Below are 20,687 nucleotides of genomic sequence, written 5' to 3'. Positions count from 1 at the left end.
TTCCCCGCGACTGGAGGGATCAGGCGATCTTGAAACGGGCCACGGATTGACGCAGTTCCTCGGCCATGCGCGTGAGCTCGCGCACCTGCTGCGCCGTCGAGCGCGTGCCTTCACCCGTTTGCTCCGTCACGGCGAAGATGTGCTGGATGTTGCCCGCCACCACGTTCGCCGATTCGGCTTCCTTCGCCGCGGTGCTCGAAATCTGTTCGATGAGGTCGGCAAGGCGTCTGGACACCTGGTCGATCTCGGTGAGCGCCGTGCCCGCGTTGTCGGAGAGCTTGGCTCCTTCCACCACGCCCTGCGTGGAGCGCTCCATGGCGGCCACCGCATCCTGCGTGTCGGTCTGAATCGCCTTCACGAGCGCCGAGATCTGGCGCGTCGCATCCGCGGAGCGTTCGGCGAGGCGCTGCACTTCCTCGGCCACCACCGAGAAGCCGCGTCCCGCTTCACCCGCCGACGCCGCCTGAATGGCGGCGTTCAGGGCGAGCACGTTGGTCTGTTCGGTAATGTCGGAAATCAGCTCCGTGATTTCGCCGATCTCCTGCGACGATTCGCCGAGGCGCTTGATGCGCTTGGAAGTTTCCTGGATCTGGTCGCGGATCGCGTTCATGCCGCCGATGGCGTTCTGCACCGCCTGCAGGCCGGTTTCGGCGGCCTTCAGCGATTGCCGCGCCACCTGGGCCGATTCCTGCGCCTGCCCCGACACCTGGTTGATCCGGGTCGCCATGTCGAGCACCGACTGGCCGGTTTCGCGAATCTCGCGCAGCTGTTCGGTGGACGCCGCGAGCAGTTCGGTGGAGGTCGACTCCACCTGCGCCGTCGTCTGCGCCACCTTGGTGGCCGTGGTCTGCACCGCGCCCACGAGCTGCCGCAGTTCCTCCACCGTGTAGTTCACCGAGTCGGCGATGGCGCCGGTGATGTCTTCGGTCACGGTGGCTTCCTGCGTGAGGTCGCCCTCGGCCACCGACTGCAGTTCGTTCATCAGCCGCAGAATGGCCGCCTGGTTCGCGTCGTTCACGCGCTTGGCTTCCTGCTCCTGCCGCTCGGCTTCCAGCCGCTGCTGCTCGGCCACTTCCTGGCGCTTGCGCGAGTCCTGCAGCTGCACGTAGGCGAGGCCCACGGCGCAGAGGATCGCGAACGCGGAGGACACGATGAGGGCAATCAGCGAGCCGGCGCCGAGGCCCGTTTGCAGCGAGAGCTTCGCCTGCAGGTCTTCCAGCGCCTTTCGCAGCGGCTCGCTGTCCTGGATGATCGCCGACTGCGCTTCGCGCGCGGAGACGAGACCCTGCAGGTTGCCGAGGATGGCGCCGGCCTGCGTGCGGGTCTGCTCGTAGAGCTTCATGAGCGCATCGAGCCGCTCGCGCGTCTGCGGGTCCTTGGAGCCCGTGAGGCGCAGCTCGGGGCTGCCGTCCTGCAGGCCCTGCGCGATTTCCTTGAACGAGTTCAAGTCCTTGCCGAGCAGGAACACCGCCTCGGGCGACACGCCTTCCATCGTGAGGAATTCGTTGGCCGACTTGCCGATGCGCTGCGTGAGCATCACGAGCTGGCCCGCCGCGGAAATCTCGGCCGGCGCGGCGTTTTGCTGGAGCTTCAGAGACGAAACCGTCTCCGCGATTTCCAGCAGGTCCGACGACTGCCGGTTGATCGTGCGCAGGGCGCTGCCCACCTGCGTCAGGATCTTCTGCTGGCCCATCACGGTGTTCGCGTTCTTCTCCGCGCGCTCCATCATGGGCATGATCTTGTCGACGTCTTCCTGCAGTTCCGGCGCCACGGGCTGCAGCTGGAGCGCCTCGTCGCCGGTCTTCAGGCCGCGCACCGTCTTCGCGAGCACGTCGGACGCTTCGCGCACGTCGGGGAAGGCCTGGGGCGAGCCCACGAGGGCCTGCGACACCGACTTCGCGAGACGCTGGGACTGCATGAGCGACTGGCCGGTGCCGCCGAGCTCGTGCGCCACCTTGTCGGCCTGGTTGATCGCGAGGATGGCGACCGACCCCAGCACACCGAGCGAGAGGGCAAGCAGCGTGAAGAGGATGCGCTGGTGCGTCGCGATGCTGCGCCGCCCAAGGAGCGGAAACGAGATGAGCTCGGCCTCGTCGACCTCCGGCGAGAGCGAATCGTCGCTCATGCCGTCCGCACCGGGCGAGGCCTCGGGGAGCGCGGCGATGCCCTGCGTGCTGCCCATCTGCGCGACCCCGTGCGGATCGAGCATCGAGGCATCGGGCGAAGCCATGCTGAGCCCGTCCTGCGTGTCGGGCTCGGTACGCTTCTTCGAGAACAGGTTCTTCAATGAATCAACGACGGACATGATGCAAGCCTCAACGGGGACGAATGCGGATGCGCGCTGCCGCGGTCACGATGCAGCGCTGATGGCGAGAAAGCGGGGTTGCTGCGCGAGCGCCTGCAGATTGATTTCCTGCCAGTAAGCGCCATGGGCATCGGTGTAGCCGCTGCCGAAGTATTCGGGTGAACCCTCGGGCGGCTCGCCCGAGGCGGTGAAAGCGTCGAGATTGCGCAGCCCCGCGAGGCGGTCGATCAGGAGCGCGCAGTTGACTTCGAGCATCGCGTTGAGCGCGACGAGCCGCGACTCGGCGCGGCCGGCATCGGAACGCTGCACCGGAGCGCGGCCGCCCACGAAGCTCGCCAGATCCACGACGCCGTAGAGGCCGCCGCGCAGGTTGGCCACGCCCAGGAACCAGTCGCGCGTATAGGGCACGGGCAGGGTCGAGGTGAACGGGAAGATCTCGCCGGACTGCGTGAGCGGAAACAGGTACTTGCGGCCGGCCGCCTCGACGGCGAGCCAGGAGGCCTGCACGCCCTCGGCGCGAGCCGCCTGCAGCCGGCTCGCGAGCCGGCTCTGGAGTTCTCGAAGCGCTTCGCGGTTGGCCATGGTGTCGTCGGGGTACTGCTTGCGGCGGGGATCGGCGTCGACGGGCGGGGCGGCGGTCAGCCGAGCGCCTTGATCTTCGCCATCAGCTCGTCGGCGTCGACCGGCTTCGTGATGTAGTCGCGCGCGCCCTGGCGCATGCCCCACACGCGGTCGGTCTCCTGGTTCTTGCTCGTGCACATGATGATCGGCACGTCCGAGAACTTCGGGTCGCGCGTGATCGCGCGCGTGAGCTGAAAGCCGTTCTGCCCGGGCATCACCACGTCCATGAGGATGAGGTCGGGCTTGTCCTCGGCCAGGCGCTTGAACGCGTCGTCGGCGTTTTCGGCCGTGCGCACGGCGAACCCGTTTTTCTGCAGCAGGTCCGTCATGAACATGAGCTCCGTCTTCGAATCGTCCACGACGAGCACCTTCTTGATCGCCATCTTCTTCACTCCTTCCATTTCTTTGTGCGCGCCTACTTCGCAGCGCCGAACTGCTGCACCGTCTGCAGGAGCTGGTCCTTGGTGAACGGCTTCGTCAGGTAATCCTGCGAGCCCACCATGCGTCCGCGCGCCTTGTCGAACACGCCGTCCTTGGACGACAGCATCACCACGGGAGTGTTCGCGAATTTCGCGTTGCGCTTGATGATCGCGCAGGTCTGATAGCCGTCCAGACGCGGCATCAGGATGTCGCAGAAGATGAGGTTGGGCTGGTAATCGTTCACCTTGGCGAGGGCATCGAAACCGTCCTCGGCCAGCATGACCTCGTGGCCGCCTTGCTTCAGGAAGATTTCCGCGCTACGCCGGATGGTGTTGCTGTCGTCGATCACCAACACCTTCAATCCTGTCGTGCCCACTTGACGCTGCTCCTCGATTCAGTGCCGCTCGTGCGCGGGGAGGCGTCCGGCTTCTTCGCGACCCCCACGCGTCAAATCTCAACCATCTCGAAATCTTCCTTGCGGGCGCCGCATTCGGGGCATGTCCAGTTCATCGGCACCTGCTCCCATGGGGTCCCGGGCGCGATGCCATGCTCGGGAGCGCCGGCGGCCTCATCGTAGATCCACCCGCAAATCAGACACATCCAGGTCTTGGTCTTGGTTTCGGTCACAGCTTAAAGGGCCTTCGCATAGAATGCAACGATTGTATCGGGCCCCCTGCGCCACGATTGCCGCACCGCCATCCCGCGGGCGAGAGCGACTCCAGGCCCTCATGGCAAACCCCAATATTCCCACCGAAACGCTGGATCCCGATGACGACGCATCCGAGCCTTCGGGGCCGGCATGCGTCATGGTCTTCAACGCGAACGACCCGAGCGGCGCGGGCGGCCTCGCCGCCGACATCACCGCGGTCGCGTCGGTCGGCGCGCATCCGTTGCCGATTGCAACAGGCGCCTACGTGCGCGACACGGCCGAAGCGTTCGATCATTTCGCGCTCGACGAGGAAGCCGTGGCGCAGCAGGCCCGCACGATCCTCGAGGACGTGCCGATCCAGGTGTTCAAGATCGGCTTTCTCGGCAGCCCCGAGGCGGTGAGCACGGTGGCCGAGATCGCGGCCGACTATGCGGACGTGCCCCTCATCGCCTACATGCCCGCCCTCTCGTGGTGGGACGAGGGCCTCGCCGATCTCTATCTCGACGCGTTTCGCGAACTCATGCTGCCGCAGACCACGGTACTCGTGGGCAACCACAGCACGCTCTGGCGGTGGCTCCTGCCCGAGTGGAGCGCCGAGCGCAGCCCGACGCCACGCGACATCGCGAAGGCCGCGTCCGAAATGGGCGTGCCCTATACGCTCGTGACCGGCGTGCCCCTGCCCGACCAGTTCGTGGACAACGTGCTCGCCACGCCGCAGGCCGTGATGGGCGGCCAGAAGTTCGAACGCTTCGATGCGATGTTCTCCGGCGCGGGCGACACGCTGTCGGCGGCGCTCGCGGCGCTGCTTGCGGGCGGCACCGACCTCGCCGCCGCCGCGACCGAAGCGCTCGCGTATCTCGATCGCTGCCTCGACGGTGGGTTCCGCCCGGGCATGGGCCACGTGATCCCCGACCGCATGTTCTGGGCCCAGCCCGAAAGCAACGACGAGGACTCAGCAGGCGAATCCGCCGCGACGGACGCCACCCCCGCAAGCTTCGACCTGCCTGCCCATGACACCAAGCACTGATCGCAACGCCGCCCTCTTCGAACGCGCGCGCGCTCTCATCCCGGGCGGCGTGAACTCGCCCGTGCGCGCCTTTCGCGCGGTGGGCGGCACGCCCCGCTTCATCGCGAGCGCGGCCGGCCCCTACATCTGGGATGCGAACGGCAAGCGCTACATCGACTACATCGGCTCCTGGGGGCCGATGATCCTCGGCCATGGGCATCCGGCGGTGCTCGACGCCGTGCAGCGCGCCGCGGCCGAGGGATTTTCGTTCGGCGCGCCGACCGAGCGCGAGATCGAACTCGCCGAGGAAATCGTGCGGCATCTGCCTGCGGTGGAGATGGTGCGGCTCGTGAGTTCGGGCACCGAGGCGGCGATGAGCGCGATCCGTCTCGCGCGCGGCGCGACCGGGCGCAGCCGCATCGTGAAGTTCGAAGGCTGCTACCACGGGCACGCCGATGCGCTGCTCGTGAAGGCCGGCTCGGGACTCGCGACCTTCGGCCATCCGACGTCGGCGGGCGTGCCGGCGGAGGTGGTGCAGCACACGGCCGTCCTCGAATACAACAACGTGGGCCAGCTGGAGGAGGCGTTCTCGGCGTACGGCCGCGAAATCGCTTGCGTCGTGATCGAGCCGATCGCGGGCAACATGAATTTCGTGCGCGCGAGCCTGCCTTTCATGCAGCGCTGCCGCGAACTGTGCACGCAGCATGGCGCGCTGCTGGTGCTCGACGAGGTGATGACCGGTTTCCGTGTGGCGATGGGCGGCGCCGCGAGTGTGTACGCCGCGCAACTCCCGGGCTTCCGGCCCGACCTCACGGTGCTCGGCAAGGTGATCGGCGGGGGCATGCCGCTTGCCGCGTTCGGCGGGCCGCGCGCGATCATGGAGCAGCTCTCGCCCACGGGGCCGGTGTACCAGGCGGGCACCTTGAGCGGCAATCCCGTTGCGACGGCCTGCGGGCTGGCCACTCTGAAAGAAATCGGCAAAGCAGGATTTTTTCACGCGCTTGGAATTCGCACGCAAGCCCTGATGGCCGGTTTGAAAGCCGCGGCGGCCGAAGCGGGCGTTGCGTTCAGCGGTGACTCGGAAGGCGGGATGTTCGGCTTCTTCCTGCTGCAGGAGCTGCCGCAGAACTATGGGCAGGTGATGAAGAGCGACGCGGCGGGATTCGGGCGCTTCTTCCACGGCCTGCTCGATCGAGGCGTGTACATCGCGCCGGCGCTGTACGAAGCGGGGTTCGTGAGCGCCGCGCATTCGGATGCGGATGTCGAAGCGACCATCGCGGCGGCGCGCGAGGCGTTCAAGGCGATTTGAGCTGTCGGGTTGTCATTCCTGCGTGGGGGGCGCATGTGATCCAGCTCCAGATGCTTCAGGCGATCCATCGCGGGGATCGGCTCCAACGAGTCGACAATCAACTTCTAGTTCCCGGCATCCCAGGCAGGCGACGTGGCATTCGAGTACCACGCACAGGTCGGACTGATTGAGTTGATGAGATTTTCGTAATCGGGATCTTCCCAAATGGTCCGGGTAGGGTCATACACGAGGGGTTACGGTGTGCTCGAAGCCGGCGAAGCCGATTTCGAACACCGCACCGTCGGAGAAGTTCATTTCGTGAACGATGCAGTCTTGTCCAAGCCTGATCTCGTGAATGAGCATATCGCCGTGCCCTCTGGAATTCGCGGACCTCGCTTCCCCACCCAACGAATGCCTCAAGGAATACCAGCGCACATCCGAATATGTCAGTTCAATGATCCTGTCGTGATAAGGACCAAGAAAGCGACATTGAATCTCCAAGCGACGAATCTCAGCACGCTCCCCCTCGGCTGGCTCCAGCACACAGATGCTCTGAAGCCATGCATCGTGCAGACTCTGATGATTGGTCAGGTCGTAATTTCCTCTGTACGACGCGAACGCGTACACCTCTTCGGGCAATTGCTGCTTGATGGCTTCGAGGTATGCGAAGTAACCGTTCAAATCCCAGCCACCTGAGGGTAGATCACGTATGTGTTGCATGTTCTATCAGTCTCAGTCCAAGGACGCGCCGCGCTGAGAGGGTTCCTCGCCGATCTGCTCCTCGGTGATAGCGCGCATGCAAGAGCCGCGGCGTTCCCAGATGGTCCGGGTAGATCGCATACAGCTGGCCGCCCTTGGCCCGATGCGCCCGCGGGGCCTGCTTTTCAGCGACTGCGAGCGTGAGCGGTCGCGCGAGACTTGCCCGCGACCTTTTCATGCAAAGGCCGGGTTGCAGCTTCGTCGAACATCGTGCCGTACCAATACCCCTGATGATCGTTGAGCCAACTGAACTTCTTTTTGCTCGAGAGAACCCGCAGAGGTGCCAGTGGAATTCCATAACGCCAAAGCAATGCAACCAATTCGCGAAGAGCCTCCTTGCCAAGTAGAGACAAATCTATTTCGAGAAGCAGTTCTCGGCCCACTCCGTGCACGCTGCGTATCGCAGGTATCTCTTCGAAGCCCGAAAACAACCGGCGCTCATCCCCTCGCGAGTAGAAGCTGGTTAGCGCGACCTTCAAGATCACATGTCTTCCAAACGGCGACGTCCGCCTGGATAAATGTTATCGTAACGGCCACCTGGGTACTGGACATCCCAGTGTGGCCCGCCATGCGCGTCACCGGTCGAGCCCGAATCGGGTCCGGTGGGACACAACACGCCTCCATTCGCGCTTTGCCATCCCCAGCCGCGTCCATTTGGATTTCGGACCTAGTTCTCTCCGGCCTTGGGGTCTTTGAAGCCTTCAGCTTCACCGGGTTTACCAGGCGCCTTCGATCCGTTCGGGTCATATGCATTGTCAGGCGGCTTGGCAAGCATTGGGCCAACCACATTCCAGCCGATCCATGCGCCGATTCCGGCGCCAACGACGCCGCCAACGACCGTTCCGACGGGGCCAAATGCAGAGCCAGCGCCTGTTCCAGCCCACGCACCCGCTACAGGATTCAGTCCAAAGCGACCATCGCTGCGGCGCGCGAGGCCTTCAAGGCGATTTGAGCTGTCGGGTTGTCATTCCTGCGTGGGCGCTGGCCGTCAGGAATAGTTCGGGATGCTTGAGCACGGGAGAGCCGAAGCGATCAATCTCATTTGCCATATTGATCAACATTGGCAGCGGAGGGTATGCGAGTGCGAATCTTCGTCTTGCACCTTCCCATTTAGGCATAGGTCGAATCTTGCCACGGTGATGCGCGCCGCGTCGTCGTAGCCAAGCTTGGCGACCTCGCTCGCGACGAATCGGAATCCCACCCAGTTCGATCCGGGTGGTCCACAGGAGAGGCCGGGGCAGTTGTCGTATTCGCCCAGCAGAGCCCGGCCGGACGCTGGTCGTCGCCATCGGCGAATACATGATCGTCTTCTATCGCGCGTTCTCCTCGAAGTATCGATTCACGAGCGCGAAGTCCGCTGCCTCCCACTCACCATCTTTGGCATCGGCAGCCGTACGCAGGCGTCGTTCAAACGTCGAACGCACCGTCTCCGCTCGTATGGCCGTAACGCGCAAGCTAGTGATGTTTCTCGCGGCCGCATGGATGACGGTATACAACGCCCAATGCAGCTCACGTCGAATCACTTCGTCTTTCTTCCCAAAGTAGCGCCTCTCGATGTCCTCGGCCTGCCGGCCGAGCCCTCTTATCGAGTAACGACTGAGCTCAGTGTCGGCCGTCTCGATGACGGTCAGGTCCAGAGCCTCGGGCCAGTCCTTCAACGCGGCACGGAAGAGGGCGTCGAACTTAAGCTGCGTCATTGCTATTTCCTCACACGACCATCAGGCCAAACGCTGTTGGGACTTTTGCCACGTTCCCAGGATTTCTTGTCTGGCCAGCGCTTCCACTGATCTCCGCCATGGCTGGACAGGTACCCAATGGGTCGAACACGACCCCCGCACTAGCCCCAGCCATTGCACCCGTCACCGGATTCCCATCGTCGGTGGCATCGCGGGGGCGGGTATTGGAGGATGGCTCGGTTGGTCCATTGTGGGTCCGTTGCTTTCCGAGAGCAGTGGTGAGGCCTCGTATCCGGACAATGCGGACACGGCGCCGGACAAGTTTCGGCCGATCAAGGGGAGTCGAGGAAAGCAATGCGAGGATGGGTCGGTTTGGGAGCGCGATGACGCGACAAAACGGTTCAATCCAGCGTCCAAGCCCGTCGGATCGGCTTGCGGAAAGCGTCCCAGCCCTTGCTGGTAGTAGCGGAACCCGTTGTAGAACAGATTGCTCTCCGAGTCACCGTACTGCCCGGGGAATCTCAGGTTCGTCTCCACGCCGGGTGACGTCGCTTTCAGCCTCGTCTCTCCTCGCTCGCCACCCGCTGCTCTCGCAAGCGGCCCCGTTGGCCTGTTGCCGCCGAACGCGCTGCAAGGCCACTGCCACACCGCCTTTTTCTTCGCATCGGTGATGAGCCGCGGCGTTCCCAGATGGTCCGGGTAGATCGCATACAGCTGGCCGCCCTTGGCCCGATGCGCCCGCGGCTGGCTGTTGAAGGCGCTCTGGTTCCGCCCTCGTCAGCACCAGATAGTCTGCATTGAAGCAAACGAGGCTAGAACTTGTGCTCCGAATATTGCATTGACCTCCATCAACTCCAGGTCGCCGCGTACCACTCTGTCTGCGACCTCGCGAGCGACCATCGCCAGTTCCGGAGCACAGTCCTTCTCATCAACACCCGTCATCAAGGAAAAGGCAGCCTCCCGCAAGCCGACGGGGCTTCCTCCACGCTTCCATTGCGTCACCGCCTCGACGACGTTTTGCTGGCGCATCTCGCTGACAAGCAGCCTTTCCACGCCATGCAGCTGCACAGCGAACCTGCGGCCCTGTGAGTCGATGAATGACAACACAACCTCGCGACCCGCTTCGTCAATTTGGATTCCCAACAGCCGGCTTTCGATAAATCTCATACATCCTCCATCGATTCAGAGTCAGCCTCCAGCACCAGATGCCGGCTGACGTGGCCACGGCGACACCGGCCGCCCCGGCTCCTCTCGAATACCGCCCGGCCATTGGTGGACGTGATCTTGTTCATTGCCTTGGTGCGGCTTGTCGATGTCGAATTGGGGTGTTCCATCAGGACAGTATTGCCGGCCTCGCCTCGGACCTTGAATCCAACCATTGGGAGGCCCAATGTCAGGTGGATTCTTCGGACGATTGAAGATCAGATTGCCAAGATGATCGGCAACCACATAGCCGCCTATCGCTCCAAGAATTCCCCCCGCAACCGCGCCTGGCGGACCAGCAATAGCGAATCCAGTCTCTGCTCCGAATTCCGCGCCGGCTACGGCATTTTTCCCAGTAGGATCGATATACGAGATCGAATTCCCACCTGCGTAGATGAAGCGATTCTTCCCACCATTCAGACCCGCCGGGTCCGCCTGCGAATATCTCCCCTGTGTTTGCTGATAGTAGCGGAACCCGTTGTAGAACAGATTGCTCTCCGAGTCACCGTACTGCCCCGGCAATCTCAGGTTCGTTTCCACGCCGGGTGACGTCGCCTTCAGTCTCGTCTCCCCGCGCTCGCCCCCCGCTGCTCTCGCAAGCGGCCCCGTTGGCCGGTTGCTGCCGAACGCGCTGTAAGGCCACTGCCACACCGCCTTGTTCTTCGCATCGGTGATGAGCCGCGGCGTTCCCAGATGGTCCGGATGGATCGCGTACAGCTTGCCTCCCGTGACAAGTCCCACCGGCAGCGCGCCGCCATCTTCGGTGGGCAGCCAGATGTACTCGATGCTGTCCTTCGCGTTGGCCCCGCCGTTGTCGTACTCGCCCAGGAGCGCCCAGCCCGGAAGCTGTTCGTCGCCATAGACGAACACGCGGCCCAGCGCCGCCTTCTTTGCGCTCGCGGGGAACACCCATCCCAGATGGGACTGCACCCACTTGATGAACTGCCGCCCGAGCGTCTCCTTGCCCGGCTTGGCCTGCTCGGCCCGCGGCTCGCTCTTGAAGACGCGCTGGCTCGCCGCGTTGTACAGGTACTCGACCGCGGCCACTTCGCCGTCGTGCATGGCTGTCACCTGGCTCAGGCGCCCCAGTTCGTCGTAGCCGAAGCCGCGCAGCCCGTCGCTCGTGATCGAGCCGTTCTCGTCGATGCCGTAGGCCACGCTCGTCTTGGAACTGGCCGTGCTCTGGCCGTTGCGAATCGTGGTGAGCGTCTGTGTGAAGCCCAGCAGCCGGTTGCTCGTGGGCTCGATCGCAAGCGTCTGGCCGGCCATGCGCGCCACGCCGGGCTGATCGAAGGTGCCCTCCAGGTCGACTTCGCTGCCCGTGATCTCCTCGCTCGTCAGGCGGTTGGCGTTGGCGTCGTAGGTGTAGGTGCTCGATGCCCCGGCGCGCGTGAAGCTGGTGATGCGGTCGCGGCTGTCGTAGCCCACGCTCCAGGTCACGGGCTGCTCATACAGCTGCGGCGTGGTGTCGGTGGGGCGCGTGGCCCAGAGGTTCTGCGTGAGCGAGGTGATGCGCCCCGCATCGTCGTAGCCGAACGTGGCGACCTCGCTCGTCGTCATCCGGCCATCGGCATCGAACGTCCGCGTCGCGCTGTCGCCACTCGCCCAGCTCCAGCTCCTGGGCTGCCCCAACGCCGTGTAGGCCAGGCCGGAGACGAACGCACTCGTCTGCACAAAGCGCTTGCGCCCTTGCTGTTCGGGTATCTGCACGTCGATGCCGCCGATGCGCCCGGCGCCGCGGCGATACAGCACCACCATCCCGCTCGGATACGTCACGCTAGCCAAGTCGCCTCGGTCGTAGCTGTAGCCGAGCGCGTACTGCCGCGAGTCGCCCGCCACGGTCTGCGACTTGAAGGTGATGCGCCCGAGCGCATCGCGGGTGAAGCGCGTGCTGCCCGAAGCATCGTCGAAGCCGCCCGCGCGGCCCATCGCGTCGTAGCCGATCAGGATTTCGTTGTCGGCGCCGTAGGTGAGGCGCGTGGGTCGGCCCAGCGCGTCGCGCTGGATGCGCGTCGTCTGGTGGGCGGCATCTTCGATGGCGATGATGTCACCCGCATCGTCTCGGGTGTATCGCACCGTGCCGATGTCGGGGCTCGATTCGGTGAGGACTTCGCCGAATGCGTTGCGCGTGTAGCGCGTGGCGACTCCGCGCGCATCGGTGAACTGCTCCAGCTGATCCAGCGCGTTCCACTGCGCACGGGTCGTGCCAGCATCGGCATACTGGGTGGCCGCGGGGCGGCGCAGCGCATCGAGCGTGTCGATGGTGGAATGATTCAGCGCGTCGGTTTCGCCGGTGAGCTCGCCGTTGGCGTCGTAGGCGAATTGCACGCCGGAGCCCCGGCTGCCTTTGAGCATCGCCACCTTGTTCAAGGCGTTGATGGTTCGGCTCGTGGCAAGCGCGATGTTGCCCGCCGCATCGCGCACTTCCTCGTGCACGCGGTTGCCCGCGGCGTCCAGGGTGTAGGCGACGACCGAATCGCGGTTGTCCGCGGCGGCGACGAGGCGATGCGCGTCGTCCCAGCTGTAGACGACCTGATAGCCATCGGGCTGCGTCACGCTTTCGAGCAGGCCGGCGGGCGTGTAGGTGAATCGGGTGAGTTCGCCCGCGCGCTGCTGCGCGATCAGCCGGCCGCGCAGGTCGTAGCCGTAGGCGGTCACGAGGCCGTCCGCATCGGTCTGCTTCACGACCCGACCCGCCGTGTCGTATTCGGCGAGCGTCACGCGGCCCATCGGGTCCTTCACGCTCGTGCGATTGCCCGCTGCGTCGTAGCCATAGGACCAGGTGCCCTGTCTCGGGTCGGTCAGGGTCTCGACGAGGCCGCTGGCGTGGTACGTCCAGCGCCAGCGGCGTGTCCGGCCCGTGGCCGTGTCGGTGACCGTGCGTTCGAGTTCGTTGCCGCGCTCGTCGTATCGATACGCCGCGCTGCGCCCCGCCTCGCTCACGAGTAGCGGCAACCGATAGGTGGGATGCCACTGGATTTGCGTGGTGCGCGCCTGCGGCGTGTTGGCCGCTTCGGTCGTCGAGACTGGCAACTGCCGCGCGGTGTCCCAGCCGTAAAGGGTCTGGACGTTGAGGTAGTCGCTCTCCAGCGTGGGCAGGCCCGTGGTGTCGAGCGTGCGCGAAGCGACCGTGTTGCCTTCGTAGGCGCCGCTGCCCGATGTGAGGACCATGCGGCCGCTGCCGCCGGTCCAGCCGAAGCTCTGCACGTTGCCCAGCGGGTCGGTCACTTGCGCGCCGCTTCGGTAGACGCTCGCATCGATCGAGGTGCCCAGCGCGAGGCTGCCCACCGCCGTGGGAGCGGACGATGCACCGTAGTCCACCGTGTAGCCGAAGGCTCCCCCGGCATGCTGCGTGCTCACCGCGCGGCCCTGCGCGTCGTACGTGAAGGTGGCATAGGCCTTGTTGTTCTCGTCGACGATGCCGGTGAGCGCGTTGGGCCAGCGCCGGTCGTCGTAGCCGTACTGGCGCGAGCGTGCATCGATGTAGACCACGTCGCGCAAGCGCAGGCTGCTGTCGTAGCCGTACTGCAGCGTGGCGCCATCGGGCGGGTGCACGAAGGTGAGTAGGCCAAGCGGGTTGTACTCGAACGTGAGCTGGCGGCCGGCGGCGTTGGTGACCGAGACGAGCTGGCCCGAGGGGTTGTACGAAAGCGCCATCGTCCAGCCGTTGCGCTCGACGATCGCCTGCAGGACACCGAAGCGGTCGAACTGCCAGCGCGTGTCGTCCGAGGCGCGCACGTACGCGTAGCCCGCATCGTTTGGAACGAGCAAGTCCCGGACGTTGTCCGCGCGCCAGAGCCCGGCCGTGTCGCGGCGCAAGAGCACTTTGCTGCCGTCGCCCAGCCGCACCGCCGCATCGGGGTCGTTCAGCTCCAGCCGGCCCGCGAAGTTGTGGCTCCAAGGTGCGCCGCCCATGCTTGCGTTGAGCTGCGAGGGATAAAGCGGCGCGCTCGCGATGCCCGCCCCCGTCACGTTGCCGCCGCTGCGATACGTGCGGATGAAGGTGAGCGGATGCGCAGCGTTATCCGTCCAGTCTTCCTCGGTCTGCACTTTCTCGCCACTTCCCGGCTGGATCGGGTTGCCCACGCCGCGCTCGCACATGTCGGGGCTGTCCACCACGATCGCCTCTTGCGCGACGTTCACGCACGAGTCGCACGTGGCGGTGAGCAGGTCCAGCCGCGCGCGGCGCTGCGGCGGGATGTAGGTGAAGCGCATCTGGCCCGCGCCGTCGGTGAGGCCCGTCACGGTGCCGCCCGATTGCACGCCGATGCTCACCGTCTTGCCCACCGCGGGCGCGCCGTCCTGCGTGACGGTGGCTACCTGCGGCAGCACGGGGCCCGCCGCGAGCGCCTTCGTCCGCGTGGCGCCTGCCAGTGAGATGACCGCCGTCTTCAGGCTGCACGCGGGCCCGCTCACGCCATCGAGTGCGAAGTCCACGCCCGGAAACACCGCCCCGTCGCTCACGCGGTGCGACTCCTCGTGCAGCAGACAGTTGTACGAGGTGGCGCCGGTCTGCTGCACGCCTGCGAAGCTCACGTCCGACGAGACTGCGCCTCCATTCGTGAGCTTCGGATGCGGCATCGCCGCCACGATGGATTGGCAAGCCTGCGCGGGCGTGTTACCCCAAGCGCCGAAGTAGCCCGACGAAACGCTCGCCTGATACGGATGGCATTGCTGGCCGTGTGCCGCGCACGTCCACAGCATCGACGCGAACGCAACTGCCCATGCGGCGGCGCTGCCGCTCTTCGCTCGTTGTTGCACGAGTCGCCTCCCCTTTGATCGGAAGGCGCGATGCTAGGGGCTCTGATGGGCTTATCGATTCATACGAAGGTATGAGCCTCGTGCCGATCCAACGCATCTGACTGAAAGTTCAGATCCTCTCCGCGCGCACGCGTCACGCGCGAATGACGGCTCAATGCCGGAAGTGCCGCACCCCGGTAAACACCATCGCGATGCCGCGCTCGTCCGCCGCCGCGATCACCTCCGCATCGCGCATGCTCCCGCCCGGCTGGATCACGCAGCCCGCGCCGTGGTCGATCACCACGTCCAGGCCGTCACGAAACGGAAAGAACGCGTCACTCGCAGCGGCCGATCCTTCAAGCGTGAGGCCGGCGTTGTGCGCCTTGATGCTCGCGATTCGTGCCGAATCGATGCGGCTCATCTGCCCCGCGCCCACGCCCAGCGTCATGCCGTCCTTGCAGAACACGATCGCGTTCGACTTCACGTACTTCGCGACCTTCCACGCAAAGAGCAGGTCTTCCATCTGTTCACGCGTGGGCTGCTTCTTCGTCACGACCTTCAGCTCGGCGAGCGTGATCTCGCGGTTGTCCGCGGTCTGCATCAGAAGACCCGAGCCCACGCGCTTCACATCGATCGCATTGCGGCCGCGCTCCCAGTCGGTGACACCGTTCGCATCGGGCAAGGCAATCTGCAGCACGCGCACGTTCGCCTTCGCCTTGAACACCTCGAGCGCTTCGTCGCTGAAGTCCGGCGCCATCAGCACCTCGACGAACTGCTTGCCCACCGCCTGCGCCGCCGCAGCGTCCACCGTGCGGTTGAACGCGATGATCCCGCCGAAGGCGGAAGTGGGATCGGTCCTGAAGGCTTTCGAATACGCGTCGAGCGCATCGCGGCCCACCGCAACGCCGCAGGGATTGGCGTGCTTCACGATCACGCACGCGGGCGCATCGAAGCCCTTCACGCATTCCCATGCCGCATCCGCGTCGGCGATGTTGTTGTACGAGAGCTCCTTGCCCTGCAATTGCCTGGCCGTCACGAGCGAGCCGGGCGCCGGATACAGGTCGCGGTAGAACGCGGCCTGCTGGTGCGGGTTCTCGCCGTAGCGCAGGTCCTGCAGCTTCACGAAGCGCCCGTTCGACTGGCCCGCGAAGAGCGCGCGCGTGCCGTCTTCCTGCAGCGACGAGAGATAGTCGCTGATCGCGCCGTCGTAGTTGCTGATGCGGTTGAAGGCGGCCACGGCGAGCGCGAACTTCGTGGTCCGCGAGACGGCGCCCGCCGTCTTCAGCTCCGCGAGCACCCGGTCGTATTGCGACGCGTCGGTGAGCACGGCGACGTCTTTCCAGTTCTTCGCGCCGCTTCTCACCATCGCGGGCCCGCCGATGTCGATGTTCTCGATCGCGTCCTCGAGCGTGCACCCGGGCTTGGCCACCGTGGCTTCGAACGGATAGAGATTCACGACGAGGATGTCGATGGTGGAGATGGCGTGGCGATGCAGCGCGGCCATGTGGTCCGGGTGGTCGCGCCGGGCGAGCAGGCCGCCATGCACCTTGGGATGCAGCGTCTTCACGCGGCCGTCGAGCATTTCGGGGAACGCGGTGAGCTCCGCGACCTCCGTGACGGGCAGGTCGTGCTCGGCCAGCAGCTTTGCCGTCCCGCCGGTGGAGATGAGGCGGATGCCGAGCGCATGCAGCGCGCGCGCGAAGTCGACGATGCCGGTTTTGTCGGAGACCGAAAGGAGTGCGTTCATTTGATGAGTTTGTGTTCGACCAGTTTCTTGCGCAGCGTGTTGCGGTTGAGGCCGAGCCATTCGGCGGCGCGCGACTGGTTGTTCTCGGCCTTGGCCATCACGACTTCCAGCAGCGGCCGCTCGACCACCTTCACGAGCATTTCGTACATGCCGTCGGGCTCGGTGCCGCGGAGGTCCTTGAAGTAGCCCTCCAGGCTCGTCCTCACGCATTCCTCGATGTGCCTTTTGCTCATAGAGCCCCCACGCTTGTCACTGCGTGTACGGCGGCGCCCCCGGAGGGGGCCCTTGCAACTTGCGGCGGTTTTGCGTTGTTCATACTGCTACCTCTTCTTCTCGCTGCCCGGTCTCCTCACCGGGATCGGGTCGCGGCATGCGGTCGCATCCGGTGCCGAGCGCATCGAAGAACGCGGCCACAGCCTCCCACTGCGACGCGGCGTCCTCGATCGCGTTCATGCGTGCACGGAATTGCGCCGCACCGGGCAACCCCTTCACGTACCAGCCGATGTGCTTGCGGGCGCTGCGCACACCGGTGAATTCGCCGTACAGGCTGTAGTGGTCCTCCAGGTGATCGAGCAGCAGTCTCCGCACCTCGGCCACGAGCGGCGGTGCGAGCTCGGTGCCGGTCGCGAGGAAATGCGCGATTTCCCGGAAGATCCACGGCCGTCCCTGCGCGGCACGGCCGATCATGATCGCGTCGGCGCCGGTCGCGGCCAGCACTTCACGCGCTTTTTGAGGTGAATCGATGTCGCCGTTGGCCACCACCGGGATGCTCACGGCATGCTTGACTTCCGCGATGGTCCCGTACTCGGCGCAGCCGCCGTAGCCCTGCTCGCGTGTGCGGCCGTGCACGGCCAGCATGCGCACGCCGGCGGACTCGAAGGCGCGCGCGAGCGCGACCGCATTGCGGTGTTCGCACGACCAGCCGGTTCGCATCTTGAGCGTCACCGGCACGCCGTGCGGCTCGCATGCGCGCACCACCGCTTCGGCGATCGCGAGTGCGAGCGGCTCGTCGCGCATGAGCGCGGAGCCGGCCCATTTGCTGCAGACCTTCTTGGCCGGACAGCCCATGTTGATGTCGATGATCTGCGCGCCGCGATCGATGTTGTAGAGCGCGGCTTCGGCCATCATCGGCGCGTCGGTGCCCGCGATCTGCACGGCGATGGGGCCCGGCTCGCCGTCGTGGTTGGCGCGGCGGGAGGTCTTGAGCGAATTCCACAGGTCGCGGCGCGACGTGACCATCTCGCTCACCGCGTAGCCCGCGCCGAGCAAGCGGCACAGCCGCCGGAACGGACGATCGGTGACGCCGGCCATCGGCGCGACGAACAGATTGTTCGTCGCAGTGTGCGCGCCGATCTGCATGGCCCTCGAATCCCTCTGTGCTGAAAAATGAGGCACGATTGTAGGCCCGGGCGATTTCAGCCGTTGAAATAAAAAATTGCGTATGCGACTACATATTCGCGGGGCTTGACTCCCGCACACTGCGCAAACCGATGCCGAACTGGATGACGTCGCTCTTCGTGCTGCTCGCGCTGCCCGAATACGGCCTGAGCACGCTCTTCGTCGCCGCCTTCATTTCCGCGACGCTGCTGCCGATCGGCTCGGAGCCCGCGCTCTTCGGCCTGCTGCAGCTCAACCCCGGCCTCTTCTGGCCCGCCGTGCTGGTGGCCACGGCGGGCAACACGCTCGGCGGCATGCTCGACTGGTGGATGGGCTACGAAGCGCACGCCATCGTCGACAAGTACCGGCATTCGAAGTCGCACGCGAAGGCGCTCGAATGGCTGGAGCGTCTGGGGCCGAAGGCCTGCCTGCTTGCCTGGGTGCCCATCATTGGCGACCCGCTGTGCGCGGTGGCGGGCTGGCTGAAGCTCGCCTTCTGGCCGTGCACGGCCTACATGCTCGTGGGGAAGTTCCTGAGGTACGTGCTCTTGACGTCGGCCCTGATCCACTGGTTTCCGGGCGGGTTCGGGTAAGTCCTCACCTGCGCGGGCGCGCGCGGTGCAACGCTTCGCATCGCACGCACGCACGCACTGCAGGAGGAGACTTTCATGGACCGCACCGGATCCGTCGATTCCGTTCGCCGCCGCATCGTCGGCTCGTCGGCCGCCTTCCTCACGCTCGGCGGGCCGTTCTTACTCGCAACACGCGCGGCGGCGCAGGAGACCGACTTGCCGATGGTGAACGGCCATCGCAGGCTCGTCGCGTTTCCCGAGAAGCGGCCGCTCATCGTGCTTACCTCGCGGCCGCCGCAGCTCGAAACGCCGTTCGAGGTGTTCAACGAAGGCCTCCTCACGCCCAACGATGCGTTCTTCGTGCGGTATCACAACGCCGCGATTCCGACGTCGGTCGATGCCGACCGCCATGTGATCAAGGTGGGAGGCCCGGCCGCCGGCAAGTCGTTCGACCTGACGCTGGAGCAGCTGAAGACGCAGTTCAAGCCGGTGGAGTACGTCGCGGTCAAGCAGTGTTCGGGCAACAGCCGGGGCCTCTTCGCGCCGCGGGTGACGGGCGGCCAGCTCGGCAACGGCGCGATGGGCAATGCGCGCTGGCTCGGCGTGCCGCTGAAGGACGTGCTCGCGCGCGCCGAGCTGAAGGAAAGCGCGCGGCAAGTCACCTTCGACGGTCTCGACAACGGCGTGATGGGTGGAGGCGACTTCGTGAAGGCCCTCGAGGTGAATCACGCGATGGATGGCGAAGTGATGATCGCGTGGCAGATGAATGGCGCCGATCTGCCGATGCTCAACGGCTATCCGGTGGTGCTGGTCGTGCCGGGCTACTACGGCACCTACTGGGTGAAGCATCTGTCGCAGATCGACGTGGTCGACAAGGTGTTCGACGGTTTCTGGATGAACCCGGCGTACCGCGTCCCGGACAACGATTGCGCGTGCATCGATCCCGGCACCGCGCCCGCGCGCACCCGGCCGATCGGACGGTTCAACGTGCGTTCGTTCATCACGTCGCTGGCCGACGGGCAGCGCGTCGATGCGGGGCGCGTGTACACCGTGCGCGGCATCGCTTTCGACGGCGGACAGGGCATCCGCGAGGTCGCCTGGTCCGCCGACGGCGGGCGGACCTGGCGTGGCGCGAGCCTTGGGCAGGACTTGGGGCGCTATTCGTTTCGCGAATTCACGTTCGGGTTCACGCCCGAGCGAGGCACGCACGACTTGCGCGTGCGCGCGTGGAACCGCTCGGGCCAGAGCCAGCCGATGGAGGCGTTGTGGCAGCCGGCGGGCTACATGCGCAATGTGGTGGAGTCGGTGAAGGTGACGGCGGCGTGAGGGGGATGACGATGAAGAAGCACCTTCTTTTCGCGGCTGCTTTCTCGTTCAGTGTCGCGGCGGTGCCTGCTGCCAAGACGATCCAGTTGCCGCCGGACGGAGCGCAGCTGAAGGCGAGTCCTTTGCCCGGCTACGTGAAGGCGCAGGGCAACTGCGTTGCGTGCCACTCGGCGGAATACATGCTCTACCAGCCGCCGACCGCGGCGCGTCCTTACTGGGATGCGATGGTGAAGCGCATGAAGGCGGTGTTCAAGGCGCCGATCGACGATGCGGACATGCCCGAGATCGTCGACTACCTGGTGAAGACGTACGGGAACGAGCAGGGGAAGTAGCGGCTCGTTCGGTTCGTTCGGCTCGTTCGGTTCGTTCGGCTCGTTGGGCTCGTTCGGCTCGTTCGCTCTCCACCACCTCGCGGCAAAGCTGCGTGTGGGCGGGCCGCGGCGCGCGCTACGGCGTCGCTCGTGCGGCGCTGCGCGCCACACTCTCGATCCCCTGCGCCGGGCGACCCCGCGCCCCCGCGGCGCAACTCTCTGCGAGTTTGGCGCGCACGCCAAACTCTCCGTTCGAACAAGCGCCGCGAATCAGAACACGTACGCGCCGCGCGATACGCGCCTGCAGCGCTCGCGCCGCCGCGCGGGGGCGCGGGGCACCCCCGCCGCAGGCGCCTGTGCTGTATCGCGCGCCGCAGCCCGCCCACACGCAGCTTTGCTGTGAGACCGTGGCACACCACCGGTGGCATGCCCCTGTGCATCTGCAACGCCGCGTGCGGCCGGGCTGCGGCGCGCAATAAAGCACAGGCGCTGTCGGTGAACGGTCTTGCGGCCAGCACGGCGACGAGAGCGCGCAGCGCGTATCGCGCCGGGCGTACGTGGACATGCTCGCGCCGCTTGTTCGCGCGGAGTGTTTGGCGTGCGCGCCAAACACGCAGCAAGTTGCGGCGCGGGGCCGCGAGACCGTTCGGCGACAGGAATCCGGTAGGGCTGCGCGATGAGCGCGGC

Annotated in this window: 19 protein-coding genes and 1 pseudogene; 5 read left to right on the top strand and 15 right to left on the bottom strand. The window is 65.6% G+C overall.

Annotation, left to right across the window (positions count from 1 at the left end):
- Nucleotides 1-19 precede the first annotated feature (19 nt).
- The 5 genes from VHA82_RS00865 to VHA82_RS00845 all read right to left on the bottom strand — a co-directional run bounded on the left by VHA82_RS00865 (nucleotide 20) and on the right by VHA82_RS00845 (nucleotide 3,946).
- Nucleotides 20-2,305 (bottom strand): methyl-accepting chemotaxis protein, encoded by a 2,286-nt coding sequence (locus VHA82_RS00865; RefSeq protein ID WP_325539294.1) that lies wholly within the window; start codon nucleotides 2,303-2,305, stop codon nucleotides 20-22.
- 45 nt (nucleotides 2,306-2,350) lie between these two features.
- Nucleotides 2,351-2,887, bottom strand: coding sequence for a chemotaxis protein CheW (locus VHA82_RS00860; RefSeq protein WP_325539292.1), 537 nt, complete (start codon nucleotides 2,885-2,887; stop codon nucleotides 2,351-2,353).
- A gap of 56 nt (nucleotides 2,888-2,943) precedes the next feature.
- Nucleotides 2,944-3,309 carry a response regulator transcription factor gene (locus VHA82_RS00855; RefSeq protein WP_325539290.1) on the bottom strand — a complete coding sequence of 122 codons (366 nt, stop codon included), beginning with the start codon at nucleotides 3,307-3,309 and terminating at the stop codon, nucleotides 2,944-2,946.
- Between the two features lie 32 nt (nucleotides 3,310-3,341).
- Entirely contained in the window at nucleotides 3,342-3,722 is a 381-nt protein-coding gene (locus tag VHA82_RS00850; RefSeq protein ID WP_325539288.1) for a response regulator, read from the bottom strand.
- Nucleotides 3,723-3,793: 71 nt separating this feature from the next.
- Nucleotides 3,794-3,946 carry a rubredoxin gene (locus VHA82_RS00845; RefSeq protein WP_325539434.1) on the bottom strand — a complete coding sequence of 51 codons (153 nt, stop codon included), beginning with the start codon at nucleotides 3,944-3,946 and terminating at the stop codon, nucleotides 3,794-3,796.
- A gap of 128 nt (nucleotides 3,947-4,074) precedes the next feature.
- Here VHA82_RS00845 and thiD point away from each other — a divergent pair, with 128 nt between their 5' ends.
- Together thiD and hemL are read left to right on the top strand one after the other, a co-directional pair.
- Entirely contained in the window at nucleotides 4,075-5,022 is a 948-nt protein-coding gene (gene thiD, locus VHA82_RS00840; RefSeq protein WP_325539286.1) for a bifunctional hydroxymethylpyrimidine kinase/phosphomethylpyrimidine kinase, read from the top strand.
- Nucleotides 5,006-6,310, top strand: a complete 1,305-nt coding sequence (hemL, locus tag VHA82_RS00835; protein WP_325539284.1) for a glutamate-1-semialdehyde 2,1-aminomutase — start codon at nucleotides 5,006-5,008, stop codon at nucleotides 6,308-6,310. The genes thiD and hemL overlap by 17 nt, the downstream gene beginning before the upstream one ends.
- A 219-nt stretch (nucleotides 6,311-6,529) precedes the next feature.
- On the opposite strand, the gene VHA82_RS00830 is transcribed toward hemL, so the two are convergent.
- The 10 genes and pseudogenes from VHA82_RS00830 to dusB all read right to left on the bottom strand — a co-directional run bounded on the left by VHA82_RS00830 (nucleotide 6,530) and on the right by dusB (nucleotide 17,773).
- Nucleotides 6,530-7,009, bottom strand: a complete 480-nt coding sequence (locus tag VHA82_RS00830) for a hypothetical protein (protein ID WP_325539282.1) — start codon at nucleotides 7,007-7,009, stop codon at nucleotides 6,530-6,532.
- A 164-nt stretch (nucleotides 7,010-7,173) separates the two neighbouring features.
- A complete protein-coding gene (locus tag VHA82_RS00825; RefSeq protein ID WP_325539280.1) occupies nucleotides 7,174-7,527 on the bottom strand; it encodes a hypothetical protein in 354 nt (117 codons plus the stop codon).
- A 2-nt stretch (nucleotides 7,528-7,529) separates the two neighbouring features.
- Nucleotides 7,530-7,700 (bottom strand): annotated as a pseudogene (locus tag VHA82_RS25235) (polymorphic toxin type 37 domain-containing protein); the annotation flags it as partial.
- Nucleotides 7,701-8,358: 658 nt separating this feature from the next.
- Nucleotides 8,359-8,745 carry a hypothetical protein gene (locus VHA82_RS00820; protein WP_325539278.1) on the bottom strand — a complete coding sequence of 129 codons (387 nt, stop codon included), beginning with the start codon at nucleotides 8,743-8,745 and terminating at the stop codon, nucleotides 8,359-8,361.
- A 162-nt stretch (nucleotides 8,746-8,907) separates the two neighbouring features.
- Nucleotides 8,908-9,261: an RHS repeat-associated core domain-containing protein gene (locus tag VHA82_RS25230; RefSeq protein ID WP_414708607.1), complete on the bottom strand. Its 354-nt coding sequence runs from the start codon at nucleotides 9,259-9,261 to the stop codon at nucleotides 8,908-8,910.
- 240 nt (nucleotides 9,262-9,501) lie between these two features.
- A complete protein-coding gene (locus tag VHA82_RS00815) occupies nucleotides 9,502-9,891 on the bottom strand; it encodes a hypothetical protein (protein ID WP_325539276.1) in 390 nt (129 codons plus the stop codon).
- Nucleotides 9,892-9,912: 21 nt separating this feature from the next.
- A complete protein-coding gene (locus tag VHA82_RS00810; RefSeq protein ID WP_325539274.1) occupies nucleotides 9,913-14,688 on the bottom strand; it encodes an RHS repeat-associated core domain-containing protein in 4,776 nt (1,591 codons plus the stop codon).
- A gap of 151 nt (nucleotides 14,689-14,839) precedes the next feature.
- Nucleotides 14,840-16,414: a bifunctional phosphoribosylaminoimidazolecarboxamide formyltransferase/IMP cyclohydrolase gene (gene purH, locus VHA82_RS00805; protein WP_325539272.1), complete on the bottom strand. Its 1,575-nt coding sequence runs from the start codon at nucleotides 16,412-16,414 to the stop codon at nucleotides 14,840-14,842.
- Nucleotides 16,411-16,647 carry a Fis family transcriptional regulator gene (locus tag VHA82_RS00800; RefSeq protein ID WP_325539270.1) on the bottom strand — a complete coding sequence of 79 codons (237 nt, stop codon included), beginning with the start codon at nucleotides 16,645-16,647 and terminating at the stop codon, nucleotides 16,411-16,413. The genes purH and VHA82_RS00800 overlap by 4 nt, the downstream gene beginning before the upstream one ends.
- 79 nt (nucleotides 16,648-16,726) lie before the next feature.
- Nucleotides 16,727-17,773 carry a tRNA dihydrouridine synthase DusB gene (gene dusB / locus VHA82_RS00795; protein WP_325539268.1) on the bottom strand — a complete coding sequence of 349 codons (1,047 nt, stop codon included), beginning with the start codon at nucleotides 17,771-17,773 and terminating at the stop codon, nucleotides 16,727-16,729.
- A 131-nt stretch (nucleotides 17,774-17,904) separates the two neighbouring features.
- Between dusB and VHA82_RS00790 the strand changes: the two genes are divergently transcribed.
- The 3 genes from VHA82_RS00790 to VHA82_RS00780 all read left to right on the top strand — a co-directional run bounded on the left by VHA82_RS00790 (nucleotide 17,905) and on the right by VHA82_RS00780 (nucleotide 20,021).
- Entirely contained in the window at nucleotides 17,905-18,384 is a 480-nt protein-coding gene (locus tag VHA82_RS00790) for a YqaA family protein (RefSeq protein ID WP_325539266.1), read from the top strand.
- A gap of 75 nt (nucleotides 18,385-18,459) precedes the next feature.
- Nucleotides 18,460-19,689, top strand: coding sequence for a molybdopterin-dependent oxidoreductase (locus VHA82_RS00785; RefSeq protein WP_325539264.1), 1,230 nt, complete (start codon nucleotides 18,460-18,462; stop codon nucleotides 19,687-19,689).
- An 11-nt stretch (nucleotides 19,690-19,700) separates the two neighbouring features.
- Nucleotides 19,701-20,021 carry a cytochrome c gene (locus VHA82_RS00780; protein ID WP_325539262.1) on the top strand — a complete coding sequence of 107 codons (321 nt, stop codon included), beginning with the start codon at nucleotides 19,701-19,703 and terminating at the stop codon, nucleotides 20,019-20,021.
- Nucleotides 20,022-20,687: the final 666 nt, after the last annotated feature.

Origin of the sequence: Ramlibacter sp., assembly GCF_035548915.1 — a bacterium.
Classification (GTDB): domain Bacteria; phylum Pseudomonadota; class Gammaproteobacteria; order Burkholderiales; family Burkholderiaceae_C; genus Ramlibacter.
The sequence above is the reverse complement of the archived record's forward strand: the minus strand, read 5'-3'. Positions and strand labels throughout refer to the sequence as shown.